This is a genomic window from Pseudomonas sp., from assembly GCF_032058845.1.
Taxonomy (GTDB): Bacteria; Pseudomonadota; Gammaproteobacteria; order Pseudomonadales; family Pseudomonadaceae; genus Aquipseudomonas.
The window spans coordinates 35,036-49,205 of the sequence record NZ_DAMCCR010000023.1 but is presented as its reverse complement, the minus strand read 5'-3'; the positions used below and the strand labels follow the sequence as shown (position 1 = coordinate 49,205).

Here is a 14,170-nt window from a genome sequence, read left to right as displayed (position 1 = left end):
GCTGCGCGCGCGGGTAACGAGCGGGGGCGCACGCAGCCGCTGTATCGCTTGCAGGGGATCAAGGCCCTGGCCGCCACGACCTGGTGCCTGCTGGTGTTCGCCTGCGCGTTCGTGATCCCGCTGCTGCAGCTGCTGGCCTGGTTCTGGCAGCGCGGCCGGCACGACCTGGACGAGCGTTACCTGGGCCTGGTGCTGCACACACTGACACTCGGCGGGACGGCTGCGTTGGTCACGGTCAGCGTGGCGCTGTGCCTGGCCTTCGCCCGGCGCCAGGCGCCCACCTCGATGATCCGCAGCGGGGTGGGGCTGGCCAACCTGGGCTATGCCTTGCCGGGCTCGGTGCTGGCCGTGTCGCTGATGCTCGCCTTCAGCTACCTCGACAACCGCCTGGTCATCCCGCTGTCGCAGTGGCTGGGCGGCGCTGGCAAACCGCTGCTGCTGGGCAGCCTGTGGGCCTTGCTGCTGGCCTACCTGGTGCGTTTCATGGCGGTCGCCTACGGCCCGCTGGAAAGCACGCTGGCGCGTATCCGGCCATCGTTGCCCGAGGCGTCGCGCAGCCTGGGGGTCGGCGGCGCAGGGCTGTTCATCAGGGTCTACCTGCCGTTGCTGGTGCCCGGCACCCTGAGCGCGGCGTTGCTGGTGTTCGTCGACGTGATCAAGGAAATGCCGGCAACGCTGCTGATGCGCCCGTTCGGTTGGGACACCCTGGCGGTGCGGGTTTTCGAGATGACCAGTGAAGGTGAATGGGCGCGTGCCTCGCTCCCGGCGCTGACGCTGGTGCTGGTCGGCCTCGTGCCGGTGATCGGCTTGATCCGACGGTCCGCACGGGCGCCAGGGGCAACCCGCTAAGGGTGCCAGCCTGCCCCCATGCGGCTACAATGCGCGGCATTCGCAGCGGCGCGTCCTACAAAAGTGGCTAACGATTCAACGTCACCACGCGCCGTTGCCTCGCCACGCCCGCAAGGAGAAACCCATGGGACAGCGTACACCCCTGTATGACCTGCACTTGGCCCTCGGCGCCAAGATGGTCGACTTCGGTGGCTGGGACATGCCCCTGCACTACGGTTCGCAAGTGGAGGAGCACCATCAGGTTCGCAGTGATTGCGGTGTGTTCGACGTCTCGCACATGACCGTGGTCGATGTCGACGGTGTCGATGCCATGGCCTGCCTGCAGCACCTGATGGCCAACGACGTTGCGCGCCTGGAAGCGCCCGGCAATGCCCTGTACAGCCCCATGCTCAATGAGCAGGGCGCTGTGATCGACGACCTCATCATCTACCGCACTGCCGGCGGCTACCGTCTGGTGGCCAATGCCGCCACCCGCGAAAAGGTCATCGCCTGGCTCAACCGGCACAGCGGAACCTTCGACGTGCAGATCCAGCCACGTCCGGAGCTGGCCATCCTGGCGATTCAGGGGCCACATGCCCGCGACAAGGTCGCCGAATTGCTGAGCACCGCGCGCGCCAACCTGATCCGGCAATTGCGTCCGTTCCAGGGCGTGGCCGATGGCGACTGGTTCATCGCGCGCACCGGCTACACCGGCGAAGACGGGCTCGAGCTGATGTTGCCAGCCGCCCAGGCCCCCGGCTTCTTCTACGATCTGGTCGGCGCGGGCATCGCCCCCAGCGGCCTGGGCGCTCGCGACACGCTGCGCCTGGAAGCCGGCATGAACCTCTATGGCCAGGACATCGACGAGACGCACACGCCGCTTACCTCCAACCTTGACGCCAGCATTGCCTGGGAGCCGGCCAGCCGCGACTTCATCGGCCGCGCCGGGCTGCTGGCGGAAATCGACCGGGGCGTGCAGGAAAAACTCGTCGGTCTGGTGCTCGAAGAGCGCGGCGTACTGCGCGCGCATCAGGTGGTTCGTGTCGCAGGGGTTGGCGAAGGGGAGATCACCAGTGGTAGTTTCTCCCCTACGTTGAGCAAGTCCATTGCCCTGGCTCGGCTGCCCATCGCCACCGGCGAGCGTGCCGAGGTCGAAATCCGCGGCAAGTGGTACCCGGTACGCGTGGTCAAGCCGACCTTCGTGCGCCATGGCAAGATCCTGATCTGAACACAACCACGGCGGACCCACCGCCGAGCCTAATCGAGGAACACACACGATGAGCAATATCCCTGCTGATTTACGTTTTGCCGAAAGTCACGAGTGGGCACGTCTGGAGGCCGATGGCACGGTCACCGTGGGTATCAGTGACCACGCTCAGGAAGCGCTGGGGGATGTGGTGTTCGTGGAGCTGGCCGAGGTAGGCAAAGTGTTCGCGGCGGGCGATGCGGCAGGTGTGGTCGAATCGGTGAAGGCGGCTTCGGATATCTACTCGCCGGTTGCCGGGGAAGTCATTGCGGTCAACGAAACGCTGGCCGACAGCCCTGAGCAGCTCAACGAAACCCCTTACGAGGCCTGGATCTTCAAGCTCAAGCCGAGCGGTAGCGTGGATCTCGGCACGCTGCTCGATGCCGAGGGCTACAAGGCGGCAATCGGGGAATAAGACAGGCCGCGTTCTTTTTTCTGAACAGGCTATTGTCCTATACCCCGGCAGCCGCTTAGCATTCGTTTGAGATTTCAAACGCCCGATGCTCCGCATTGGGCGTTTTTTCCACAATCAACAATCCGGGAAGTCGACATGCAGCTCAAAGACGCTCAGTTGTTCCGTCAGCAGGCCTTCATCAATGGTCAGTGGCTGGATGCGGACAATGGCCAGACCCTCAACGTGACCAACCCGGCGACCGGTGAAGTCATCGGCACCGTGCCGAAGATGGGCACCGCCGAAACCCGCCGCGCCATCGAGGCCGCCGACAAGGCGCTGCCCGCCTGGCGTGCACTGACGGCCAAAGAGCGTTCCAACAAGCTGCGTCGCTGGTTCGAACTGATGATCGAGAACCAGGACGACCTGGCTCGCCTGATGACCACCGAGCAAGGCAAGCCGCTGGCCGAAGCCAAAGGCGAAATCGCCTACGCCGCTTCGTTCATCGAATGGTTCGCCGAAGAAGCCAAGCGCGTCTACGGCGACACCATTCCGGGCCACCAGCCCGACAAGCGCCTGATCGTCATCAAGCAGCCGATCGGCGTTACTGCGGCCATCACCCCGTGGAACTTCCCGGCCGCGATGATCACCCGTAAAGCCGGTCCGGCCCTGGCCGCCGGTTGCACCATGGTGCTCAAGCCTGCCTCGCAAACCCCGTTCTCGGCGTTGGCGCTGGTTGAACTGGCCACCCGTGCCGGCATCCCTGAGGGTGTGCTGAGCGTGGTCACCGGCAGTGCGGGCGAAGTCGGCGGCGAGCTGACCAGCAACAGCCTGGTGCGCAAGCTGTCCTTCACCGGCTCGACCGAAATCGGTCGTCAGCTGATGCAGGAATGCGCCAAGGACATCAAGAAGGTTTCCCTGGAGCTGGGCGGCAACGCGCCGTTCATCGTGTTCGACGACGCCGACCTGGATAAGGCCGTCGAAGGCGCGATCATCTCCAAGTACCGCAACAATGGTCAGACCTGCGTCTGCGCCAACCGTATCTACGTGCAGGATGGCGTCTACGACGCCTTCGCCGAGAAGCTCAAGGTTGCCGTGGGCAAGCTGAAGATCGGCAACGGTCTGGAAGAAGGCACCACCACCGGCCCGTTGATCGACCACAAAGCCGTGGCCAAGGTCCAGGAACACATCGAAGATGCGGTCTCCAAGGGCGCCAAGGTGCTGTCGGGCGGCAAGCTGATCGAAGGCAACTTCTTCGAGCCGACCATTCTGGTCGACGTGCCGAAAACAGCAGCCGTGGCCAAGGAAGAAACCTTCGGCCCACTGGCGCCGCTGTTCCGCTTCAAAGACGAAGCCGAAGTCATCGCCATGTCCAACGACACCGAGTTCGGTCTGGCCTCGTACTTCTACGCCCGTGACATGAGCCGTGTGTTCCGTGTCGCCGAGGCGCTGGAATACGGCATGGTGGGTATCAACACCGGTCTGATTTCCAACGAAGTGGCGCCGTTCGGCGGCATCAAGGCCTCGGGCCTGGGCCGCGAAGGCTCCAAGTACGGCATCGAGGACTACCTCGAAATCAAGTACCTGTGCCTCAGCATCTGATGCACTGAAAGCATTACCTCTGCCAGCGGGGCGCGAGAGCGACGCCTCGCTGGCTTTTTTGACCGTGCAGTACCTGGTGGCCAGGGCGCATGCGACAGTCGATCAACGAATACTGTTCGCCGCTGCCTGAGCCTCCCCCGATACGCGCCCCCTGAATTGGGCGCCAAAGAGGGCATTATGAGCAAGACCAACGAATCCTTGATGCAACGTCGTGTCGCCGCCGTCCCACGTGGCGTTGGCCAGATTCACCCGATCTTCGTGGAAAGCGCGAAGAACGCTACCGTGATCGACGTTGAAGGCCGCGAACTGATCGACTTCGCTGGCGGCATCGCCGTACTCAACACCGGCCACCTGCACCCTAAAGTTGTTGCCGCCGTTCAGGAACAGCTGACCAAGGTCAGTCACACCTGCTTCCAGGTCCTGGCCTACGAGCCCTACGTGGAAGTGTGCGAGAAGATCAACGCGCTGGTTCCGGGTGACTTCGCCAAGAAGACCCTGCTGGTTTCCACCGGCTCCGAAGCCGTCGAAAACGCCGTGAAGATCGCCCGTGCCGCCACTGGCCGCGCTGGCGTGATTGCCTTCACCGGCGCCTACCACGGTCGCACCATGATGACCCTGGGCCTGACCGGCAAAGTCGTGCCGTACTCCGCAGGCATGGGCCTGATGCCAGGCGGCGTGTTCCGCGCGCTGTTCCCCAACGAGCTGCACGGCGTGAGCGTCGATGAAGCCATCGCGTCGGTCGAGCGCATCTTCAAGAACGATGCCGAGCCTAAAGACATCGCTGCCATCATCCTGGAGCCGGTCCAAGGCGAAGGCGGCTTCCTGCCAGCGCCTGTCGAGCTGATGAAGCGCCTGCGCGCGCTGTGCGACCAGCACGGCATCCTGCTGATCGCTGACGAAGTGCAGACCGGCGCTGGCCGTACCGGCACCTTCTTCGCCATGGAACAGATGGGCGTCGCGCCTGACCTGACCACCTTCGCCAAATCCATCGCCGGCGGCTTCCCGCTGGCCGGTGTGTGCGGCAAGGCCGAGTACATGGACGCCATCGCCCCAGGTGGCCTGGGCGGCACCTACGCCGGCTCGCCAATCGCCTGTGCCGCGGCCCTGGCCGTGATCGAAGTGTTCGAGGAAGAGAAGTTGCTGGAGCGCAGCAAGGCTGTGGGCGAGCACCTGACCACTGCCCTGCGCGCCATGCAGCAGAAGCACCCGATCATCGGTGATGTCCGTGGTCTGGGTTCGATGATCGCCGTGGAAGTGTTCGAGAAAGGCACTCACACGCCGAACGCTGCTGCGGTCGCCCAAGTGGTCGCCAAGGCGCGTGACAAGGGCCTGATCCTGCTGTCGTGCGGCACCTACGGCAACGTCCTGCGGATCCTGGTTCCGCTGACCGCCGAAGATGCGCTGCTGGACAAAGGCCTGGCCATCATCGAAGAGTGCTTCGCTGAACTCGCCTGAACCCGGTAACGCGTAACGAACGAAAACCCGCCTCGGCGGGTTTTTGTTTGGGCGCACTGTGGGTGAGCAAGCCGCACGCGGCGCTTCGAACGCGGCTGGCGATCTGGCTGTAGCCATGGCAAATGGGCTGGGATGATAACTGTCTGAGCCGCTGACGGGGCGGGGCGCTAGCCCTGCACGATCTGGTTCTTGCCCTGACGCTTTGCCTGATACATCGCCTCGTCGGCGCGGGCGAACAAGGTGTCCAGCACCTCATCACTCTCGACCCGGCCAGTGAGCCCCTGGCTGACGGTCACCCGATACATCTTCTGGCCATGGTTGAAGCTCAGGCGCTGGATTTCCCGTTGCAGACGCTCGGCGATCTGTTCGGCGACCTCGGCAGTGCAGCCAGGAAACACGGCCGCAAACTCTTCGCCACCAATGCGCCCGAACAGGTCCCCGCGGCGCAGCGCGTTCTTGCCGCTGTCGGCGATGCGTTGCAGCACCTGGTCGCCTTCCTGGTGCCCGTAGCTGTCGTTGATCTGCTTGAAGTCGTCGATGTCGAGCAGCAGGAATGACAGCGGTGTGTCATCGGCGCAGGCCTCTTCAAAGGCCTGGTGAGCACACTCGAAGAAGTGCCGGCGGTTGCTGCTCTGGGTCAGCACATCGATGGTTGCCAAACGCTGCAGCTCGCTTTCGAGCTGCTTCTTCTCGGTGATGTCTTCGGCAATGCCGACGATGATGACCCGCTGATCGCCTTCGCTCGGTTGCTTGAGGAAGCACTTGTCGCTGAGCCAGCGCACCTCGCCTGCGGCGTTGATGATGCGGTACTCGCGGTCTTCCACGGCGCCGGTCAGCAACACGTCGCCCAGGCTGCGTTCGGCGTAGGCCAGGTCATCGGGGTAGACGGCGTCGCGCCACTCGCTGAAGTCCGCCATGACCAGGGCTGGCGAACGACCGAAGATGCGTTCGTAAGCCGGGCTCACATAGAGCACCCGACGGGTCTCCCAGTCGAACGCCCAGAGTGCGGCATTGACGCTTTCGAGCAGTGTGCTGAACAGTTGATCGCGCTCGCTCAGCCGGGCAACTTCGGCTTGGGCATGGAGCAAGGCGAGCAGGGTTTGGGCAGTGTCTGGCGAGGAGGTATCGAACGGCGGCGAGTCGGAATTCTTGGTCATCGGTACGGATCGTCGGGTTGCGATGAGCGTGCGGCGCAACCCGGCCCGCCACTGAAGCGATGTGAATATGTGAGTAATTTGCTTGGAATTAGTTCAAGTATGCAAAGAACGTTCGCCTGTTAAAAAAAGCGGCCGGCGCTTCCCTGCAAGCAGCCATGAAAGCGTTGTGCCTTTATACTGCCGCTTCATTCAATTTGGTCTGACTCACCCGTTATGTCTGTTTCTGCTCGCGACGCCTTGCGCATGGCTGCGCTGTATGTGGTGCTCTCGATTCTCTGGCTGGTCGTGGCCGGGCGGGTGCTGGAGCACCTGTTCGATGATCCGGTGGCCATGGCCATGGGTCGCCAACTGAGTGCGCTGGTCTGGGTCCTGGCAAGCGCTGTGCTGATCTTCGTCACCCGGGCCCGGTTGCTCGGTTTCATCGGGGTGGGCACGCGCCGGCGCCAGCAGGACCGCGAGCGTCTGCGCATGGCCGAGGCGGTCTTCGACACCACCCTGGAAGGGGTGCTGGTCACCGATCGCCATGGCCTGATCGTGCACGTCAACCGGGCCTTCATGCGCATCACCGGTTATCGGCAGGACGAAGTGCTCGGCCAGCGGCCCAGCAAGTTCAAGTCTGGCCATCACGGGCCGGATTTCTATCGGCAGATCTACACCTCGCTGTCGCAGACCGGCGAGTGGAGCGGCGAAATCTGGAACCGGCGCAAGCGCGGCGAAATCTATCCGCAGTGGCAGACCATCCGCGCCATCCAGGATGACCAGGGCGAGGTCAGCCACTATGTGGCGGTGTTCAGTGACATCAGCGCCATCAAGCACTCCGAGCAGGAACTGGCCTACCTGGCCCACCACGATCCGCTCACCGGGCTGCCCAATCGCCTGCTGTTCAATGACCGTGTCGAACAGGCGCTGAGCACCGCGCAATCTCACAAGCGCGGTTGCGCACTGCTGTTGATGGACCTCGATCATTTCCAGAGTATCAACGACGGCCTGGGGCATACCCTCGGCGATCAGTTGCTCAAGCGCGTCGCTGAACGCCTGAGCCACTGGCTGGGTGCCGGGGTGACCCTGGCGCGCCTGGGCGGCGATGAGTTCGGCGTGTTGCTCGAACGCTGCCCGCACGTCGGCGAGGCTGCCAGCCTGGCCCGAGACGTCATCGAGCACATGAAGGAGCCCTTCACCTTCGAAGGCCACCGCCTGTTCATCAGTGTCAGCATCGGCATCAGCCTGTTCCCCAACGACGCGCAGACCGGCGAGCAATTGCTGCGCAATGCCGATTCGGCGCTGTTCAAGGCCAAGGCCAATGGCCGTGCCGACTACGCGCTGTATACCGAAGAGCTCACGGCGCATGCCCAGCACCGGGTGGAAACGGCGGGCGAGCTGCGCAGGGCGCTTGAGCAGAATGAACTGCGCGTGTACTTCCAGCCGGTGCACGACCTGGCCAGCGGCATGATGGTGGGGGTGGAAACCCTGGTCCGCTGGGAGCATCCCGAGCGCGGCCTGGTGCCGCCGGGCGAGTTCATTCCCATTGCCGAACGCACGGGCCTGATCGGTGAAATCGACCTCTGGGTGCTGCGCCAGGCCTGCAGTCAGATGATGCGCTGGCAGGCTGAAGGCCGCGCGCTGGCGTTCGTGGCGGTGAACATCTCCAGCCGACTGTTCAGCCAGCGCGGCCTGTACCTGGACGTCGCCCAGGTGCTGGCCGAGACCGGCATGGACCCGGCCTTGCTTGAAGTGGAAGTCACGGAAAGCGCGGTGATGGACGACCCGGAAGTCTCGCTCGAGCAACTGCACCGGTTGCGCGAGCTGGGCCTGCGCCTGGCGATCGATGATTTCGGCACCGGCTATTCCTCGCTGCTACGGCTCAAGCGGCTGCCGGTGCAGAAGCTGAAAATCGACCAGGGCTTCGTCGCCGGGTTGCCGGATGACGACGATGACATCGCCATCGTTCGCGTGATCATCGCCCTGGCCCGCAGCATGGGCATGCAGGTGCACGCCGAGGGTATCGAGCAGGCCGAGCAAGCTCGGTTCCTGCTGGAGCAAGGCTGCCAGCTGGGCCAGGGCTACTGGTTCGGGCGGCCGGTGCCGGCTGACGCGTTGGCGTGGGGGTGACCGGAGCGCCGGACCGGCCGCTCCGACACCGACCACGCTTTTCTACACTTCGGCAGCCCAACGCACCCCCTGTAGGAGTGGCCGGTCCGGCGCTCCGGTTAGCCGCGATGGGCTGCGCAGCAGCCCCAAGGCTGCAGCCTCCATTTACCTGCTATTGCGCGGCGCCTGGATCGGGCCGGCTTTGCCGGCCATCGCGACTGAAGTCGCTCCTACATCGACCGCGCTTTTCTACACTTCGGCAGCCCAACGCACCCCCTGTGGAGCGGCCCACCTCAGCGCTTGTTCAGCCCCCTCGCCAGGCGATCTCCACCCAGCTGGATCACCGCCACCAATACCACCAGCATGGCGATCACGGTGAGCATGATCTGGCTGTCGAAGCGCTGGTACCCATACCGATAGGCGATGTCGCCCAGCCCCCCGGCGCCAATCGCTCCGGCCATGGCCGAGGAGTTGATCAGCGTCACCAGGGTGATGGTGAAGCCGCCGACGATCCCTGGCAGCGCTTCAGGCAGCAGCACATGCCAGACGATGTGCCAGCGCCGGCAGCCCATGGCCTGCGCCGCCTCCACCAGCCCGTGATCGACCTCGCGCAAGCTGACCTCGGCAATGCGCGCAAAGAACGGTGTGGCAGCGATGGTCAGCGGCACCACGGCCGCCCACACCCCGTAGGTGGTGCCCACCACCAGGCGCGTGAAGGGGATCAGCGCCACCATCAGGATGAGGAACGGTATCGAGCGGAACAGGTTGACGAAGGCGCCCAGCACCCGGTTGAGCAACGGCGCGGCAAAGATCCCGCCCTTGTCACTGGTGACCAGCAGCACGGCCATCGGCACGCCCAGCAGCAACGCGATCAGCGAGGACACACCGACCATCAGCAGGGTGTCGAGCAAGCCTTGCAGCAAGCGATCAAACCACATGGCCAAGCACCTCCACCTGTTCGGCCCAGCGGCCGGCGCGTTCCAGCAGTTGCGCGGTATCGTGTGGCGCGCCTTGCACCGAAAGGATCAACTGCCCCAGCGCGTGCTCGCCGATGGTCTCTACACCGCCCTGCAGCAGCCGTACGCGTCCGCCGAGGTCGGCGAACAGCTCCGACAGCGCCGGTTCACCCAGCACCGTGAGCTTGAGCACCACGGCGCTGTTGCGGCTGATCGGGCTGGCCCGCAGTGTGGCTTGCAGTGCGTCCGGCAGCCGGGCCTGCAACGGTGCCAGCAGGGTCCGGGTCACCGCATGGCGTGGCGTGCCGAACACCCGCCAGACCTCGCCCTGTTCCACGATCTCACCCCGCTCGAGCACCACCACCCGGTGGCAGATATCCCGGATCACTGCCATCTCGTGGGTGATCAGCACCACGGTCAGGCCCAGGCGTCGATTGATGTCGCGCAGCAGTTCGAGGATCGATGCCGTGGTCTCCGGGTCCAGCGCCGAGGTGGCTTCGTCGCACAGCAAGACCTGCGGATCATGCACCAGTGCGCGCGCAATGCCGACCCGCTGCTTCTGCCCGCCCGACAACTGCGCCGGGTACACAGGGTGCTTATCCTCGAGGCCGACCAGTGCGAGCAACTCGCGCACCTTGCGCTGGCGCTCGGCCTTGGCCACGCCGGCGACCTTCAGCGGCAGCTCGACGTTCTGCCAGACGGTCTTGGCGGACATCAGGTTGAAGTGCTGGAAGATCATGCCGATGCGTCGGCGCAGCGCAACCAGCTGGTCTTCATCGAACGGCGCGATGTCGACCTGATCGATGAGCACCCGGCCGTGGCTGGGTTGCTCCAGGCGGTTGATGGTGCGCAGCAGCGACGACTTGCCGGCGCCGCTGCGGCCGATGATGCCGAAGATCTCGCCGCGGCGGATGCTCAGGTCGATGCCGTGCAGCGCCGGGTGTGCCTGGCCGGGGTAGGTCTTGCCCAGGCCGAGGAAATGGATATGCGCGGGGCGGTCGCCTGGGTGCGTGGCCGGCTCGTCGGCCCGCGCAGGAGAAGGAGGTACGAGGGGCGCCTTGAGCGCCGTGGCCTTGCTCATGTCAGCCCTCCCAACCGGCTTGGTACAGGCTGCCGTGGGCCTTGTTCAGCGCGGCGCGCACGGCAGGCGAGTGCTGGTAGATGTCGACGAACCTGGCCAGGCGCGGGTCATCCCTGGTTTGCGGGCGGATGACGAACTGGATCACGTACTCCTTGTTCTCCAGCCCATCGAACAGCAGCGCCGAGGTGGCATCGAAGCTGTTGGCCAGGCGGATGTACGCCGGGTAGCCCTGCACCAGGTCCGCGTCGTCGTAGGCGCGCACCAGTTGCACGGCCTCGACCTGGAGGATTTTCAGCTTTTTCGGGTTGGCGATGATGTCGTCTTCGCTGGCCTTGTAGCCGACGCCCGGCTTGAGAGTGATCAGGCCCGCCCTGGCCAGCAGTTGCAGGCCGCGACCGCTGTTGATCGGGTCGTTGGCAATGGCCACGGTTGCGCCTTCGGGCAGCGCATCGAAGGTGCGGTAGTGCTTGGAGTACAGGCCGACGTTGTTGATGATCCCCGGCGCATAAGGCGTCAGGTCGAAGCCGGCGGCGGCCTTGGCGTTTTCCAGGAACGGCACGTGCTGGAAGTAGTTCACGTCGATGTCGCCGCTGTTGAGGCTGACGTTGGGCGCGATCCAGTCACTGAACTCGATCAGTTTCACTTCAAGGCCCTGCTTGTGCGCCTCTTCAACGGCGGCTTCCAGCGGGATGGCGAAGGCGGCCGTGGTGCCGACCTTCAAGGGTTCTGCACCCAGCGCGTTGGTGGACAGGCCGAGGGCCAGGGCAATGGCCGCGACGGGCCGGATCAGTTTTTCACGCATGGCGCAGGACTCCAGTCGGGGCAGGGGTGTGGCGATAGGCCGAGCCGGGATGGTCGGCGGGCAAGTGCGGGTGCTCGGTGTCGAACAGCTTTTCGCGCAACGTGCCCTCGGCGTAGGCGGTCTTGTAGCGCCCGCGCTGCTGCAGTTGCGGGACGACCAGGTCGATGAAGTCCTCGTAGCTTTCCGGGGTGACCGTGCGGGTCAGGTTGAAACCGTCCAGGCCGGTGTCGTCGATCCAGGCGATCAGTTGCTCGGCAACCTGCTCGGGGTCACCGACCACTGTGACGTAGCGCCCGCCCAGCGCGTGCTGCTGCAACAGGCGACGCCGGGTCCAGGCGTTGTCCTGCAGCTGGCGCGTGGCGGACTGGATCGCATTGCCAGGGCCGGCTGCGATGGGCTGGTCCAGTTCATAGGCAGCGAAGTCGATGCCGGTGGAGGCGGCAAAATGCGCCACGCCCGCTTCCGGGCTGGCATGGCGCAAGTACTCGGCGTGCTTGGCCTGGGCCTGCTGCTCGGTGGCTGCGACGACCACGGTGATGCCGATGAACACCTTCACCGCCTGTGGGTCACGCCCGGCAGCCTGGGCAGCGGCGCGAATGTTGTCGACCTGGGCGCGCACGGCGCTCTTGTCCTGGCCGCCGATGAACACGCACTCGGCATGGCTGCCAGCGAACGCCAGGCCGCGTGAAGACGTGCCGGCCTGGTACAGCACCGGCGTGCGCTGCGGCGAGGGCTCGCACAGGTGATAGCCGTGCACTGTGTAGAACTCGCCTTGATGGTGCACCTTGCGCACCTTGGCGGGGTCGGCATACACCCGCTGCTCCCGGTCGTTGACCACTGCGTCGTCCGCCCAGCTGCCTTCGAGCAGCTTGTACAGCACCTGCAGGTATTCATCGGCCTGGTCATAGCGCCGGTCGTGCGCCGGCTGCTGCGTCAGGCCCATGGCCTGGGCGGCACTGTCGAGGTAGCCGGTGACGATGTTCCAGCCGACCCGACCGTTGCTCAGGTGGTCGAGGGTCGAAAGTCTGCGGGCGAACAGGTACGGCGGCTCGTAGGTGAGGTTGGCGGTGAGGCCGAAGCCCAGGTGGCGGGTCACGGCGGCCATGGCCGAGACCAGCAGCAGCGGGTCGTTGACAGGCAGCTGGATCGCTTCCTTGAGCGGCACGTCCACCGAACGGCCGTAGACGTCGTAGGTGCCGACGATGTCCGCGATGAACAGCCCGTCGAACAATCCGCGCTCCAGCAGGCGAGCGAGGTCGGTCCAGTAGGCGAGGGTCTTGTACTGGGTCGAGGTGTCCCGAGGATGTGTCCACAGGCCGTGGTTGATGTGGCCGATGCAGTTCATGTTGAAGGCGTTGAGCAGGATGTGCCTGGCCATCAGATCGTCCCCCGGCGCGGCGGCAGCTCGTCGTTGAGGTAGTAGTTGCCGATGGCGTGGTATTTCCAGCGCACCGGGTCATGCAGGGTGTGCACGCGGGCGTTGCGCCAGTGGCGGTCGAGGTTGTGCTCGGCCAGGGTGGCCTGGCTGCCGGCCAGCTCGAACAGCGTGGTGCCAGCGGCCAGGGAGATTTCAGTGCTCAGGGCACGGGCTTCGGCAACGGCGATGGAGGCGGCTGCGACGGTTTCGGCCGTGCTCTGCACCTGGGCGCGGTCGAGGGCTTCGCCGGCCCGTTCCAGCAGTGCTTCGGCAGCGTGCAGACGAATCGCCAGGTGGCCGATGCTTTTCAAGGTCAGGGGGTCGTCGCTGGCCTTGTCGACCTGGGAATCGATCCAGGGACGGCTGCGCGTGCGGATGAACTGCCGAGCGTCCTCGAAGGCGGCGCGGGCGATGCCGGTATCGATGGCCGCATGAAGAATCTGCGCCAGCGGGCCGACGGGGGTCGGCCGCTCGAAGGCGCTCTGGAATGGCACCACGTCGTCGGCGTCGATGTAGACGTGCTCGAACTGCACCGAGCCGCTGCCGGTGGTGCGCTGGCCAAAGCCGCTCCAGTCGTCGATCACCTGCAGGCCCAAGCTGTCGGCCGGGACGAAGGCCAGTTGCTGCTGGCCTTGCTCATCGATCACCGAGGTAGGAATACGTTGGGCATACAGCGCGCCGGTGGCGTAGAACTTGCGGCCATCGATGCGGTAGCCGGCGCCGTCGCGGGTGAGGCGGGTGGTACGGTCATGGGCGGTCTTGGTGCCCAGCTCGGCCAGGGCGTTGCCGAAGCGCCGACCGGCCAGGACCTCGGCATACAGGCGCTGTTGCTGCGCTTGGGTGCCGTTGATACGCAGCACCTCCAGGGCATAGAAATGGTTCTGCGGGATCTGCCCGAGCGAGGCATCGGCCTGGGCGATGCGGGCAATGACCTGCGCCAGGGTGACGTTGGACACGCCTGCACCGCCAAAGGCCTTGGGCACGCTGATGGCCCACAGGCCGGAGCGGCTGAACTGCGCCAGCTCGGCATGCGGCAGGCGGCGTTCGCGATCGCGCTCGGCGCTGCCGGTGTGCAGCTGCTGGGCGATGTGTTCAGCGACGTCCAAGGCCTGGCGGTCGCTGGTGATGATCGATGTGGTCATGGTGT

12 protein-coding genes are annotated in these 14,170 nt (G+C 65.0%); 6 read left to right on the top strand and 6 right to left on the bottom strand.

Going from position 1 to position 14,170, the window contains the following annotated elements; genetic code table 11:
* The 5 genes from RT028_RS06990 to gabT all read left to right on the top strand — a co-directional run.
* The coding region (locus RT028_RS06990; protein ID WP_312933896.1) for an ABC transporter permease at positions 1-849 on the top strand (849 nt) is incomplete at its 5' end.
* A 124-nt stretch (positions 850-973) separates the two neighbouring features.
* Positions 974-2,056 carry a glycine cleavage system aminomethyltransferase GcvT gene (gcvT, locus tag RT028_RS06985; RefSeq protein WP_312933894.1) on the top strand — a complete coding sequence of 361 codons (1,083 nt, stop codon included), beginning with the start codon at positions 974-976 and terminating at the stop codon, positions 2,054-2,056.
* Between the two features lie 49 nt (positions 2,057-2,105).
* A complete protein-coding gene (gene gcvH / locus RT028_RS06980; RefSeq protein ID WP_312933892.1) occupies positions 2,106-2,489 on the top strand; it encodes a glycine cleavage system protein GcvH in 384 nt (127 codons plus the stop codon).
* A 135-nt stretch (positions 2,490-2,624) separates the two neighbouring features.
* The gene (gene gabD, locus RT028_RS06975) at positions 2,625-4,067 is read left to right on the top strand and encodes an NADP-dependent succinate-semialdehyde dehydrogenase (protein WP_312933890.1); all 1,443 of its coding nucleotides are present in this window, start codon (positions 2,625-2,627) and stop codon (positions 4,065-4,067) included.
* 177 nt (positions 4,068-4,244) lie between these two features.
* Positions 4,245-5,522, top strand: a complete 1,278-nt coding sequence (gene gabT / locus RT028_RS06970) for a 4-aminobutyrate--2-oxoglutarate transaminase (RefSeq protein ID WP_312933888.1) — start codon at positions 4,245-4,247, stop codon at positions 5,520-5,522.
* Between the two features lie 167 nt (positions 5,523-5,689).
* Here gabT and RT028_RS06965 read toward each other — a convergent pair whose 3' ends face one another.
* Positions 5,690-6,679 carry a diguanylate cyclase gene (locus RT028_RS06965; protein ID WP_312933887.1) on the bottom strand — a complete coding sequence of 330 codons (990 nt, stop codon included), beginning with the start codon at positions 6,677-6,679 and terminating at the stop codon, positions 5,690-5,692.
* A 213-nt stretch (positions 6,680-6,892) separates the two neighbouring features.
* Here RT028_RS06965 and dibA point away from each other — a divergent pair, with 213 nt between their 5' ends.
* On the top strand, positions 6,893-8,788 hold the full coding sequence (gene dibA, locus RT028_RS06960) for a phosphodiesterase DibA (RefSeq protein ID WP_312933885.1): 1,896 nt from the start codon (positions 6,893-6,895) through the stop codon (positions 8,786-8,788).
* Positions 8,789-9,060: 272 nt separating this feature from the next.
* On the opposite strand, the gene RT028_RS06955 is transcribed toward dibA, so the two are convergent.
* From RT028_RS06955 to RT028_RS06935, 5 genes are read right to left on the bottom strand one after another with little or no spacing between them, the layout of a single operon-like run.
* Positions 9,061-9,705: a methionine ABC transporter permease gene (locus RT028_RS06955; protein ID WP_312933883.1), complete on the bottom strand. Its 645-nt coding sequence runs from the start codon at positions 9,703-9,705 to the stop codon at positions 9,061-9,063.
* Entirely contained in the window at positions 9,695-10,804 is a 1,110-nt protein-coding gene (locus RT028_RS06950; RefSeq protein WP_312933881.1) for a methionine ABC transporter ATP-binding protein, read from the bottom strand. The genes RT028_RS06955 and RT028_RS06950 overlap by 11 nt, the downstream gene beginning before the upstream one ends.
* Position 10,805: 1 nt before the next feature.
* Complete coding sequence (locus tag RT028_RS06945) at positions 10,806-11,606, bottom strand: MetQ/NlpA family ABC transporter substrate-binding protein (protein WP_312933879.1); 801 nt, start codon at positions 11,604-11,606, stop codon at positions 10,806-10,808.
* Entirely contained in the window at positions 11,599-12,984 is a 1,386-nt protein-coding gene (locus RT028_RS06940) for an LLM class flavin-dependent oxidoreductase (RefSeq protein WP_312933871.1), read from the bottom strand. Before RT028_RS06940 ends, RT028_RS06945 begins: the two co-directional genes overlap by 8 nt.
* Positions 12,984-14,165, bottom strand: a complete 1,182-nt coding sequence (locus tag RT028_RS06935; protein WP_312933869.1) for an SfnB family sulfur acquisition oxidoreductase — start codon at positions 14,163-14,165, stop codon at positions 12,984-12,986. The genes RT028_RS06940 and RT028_RS06935 overlap by 1 nt, the downstream gene beginning before the upstream one ends.
* Positions 14,166-14,170: the final 5 nt, after the last annotated feature.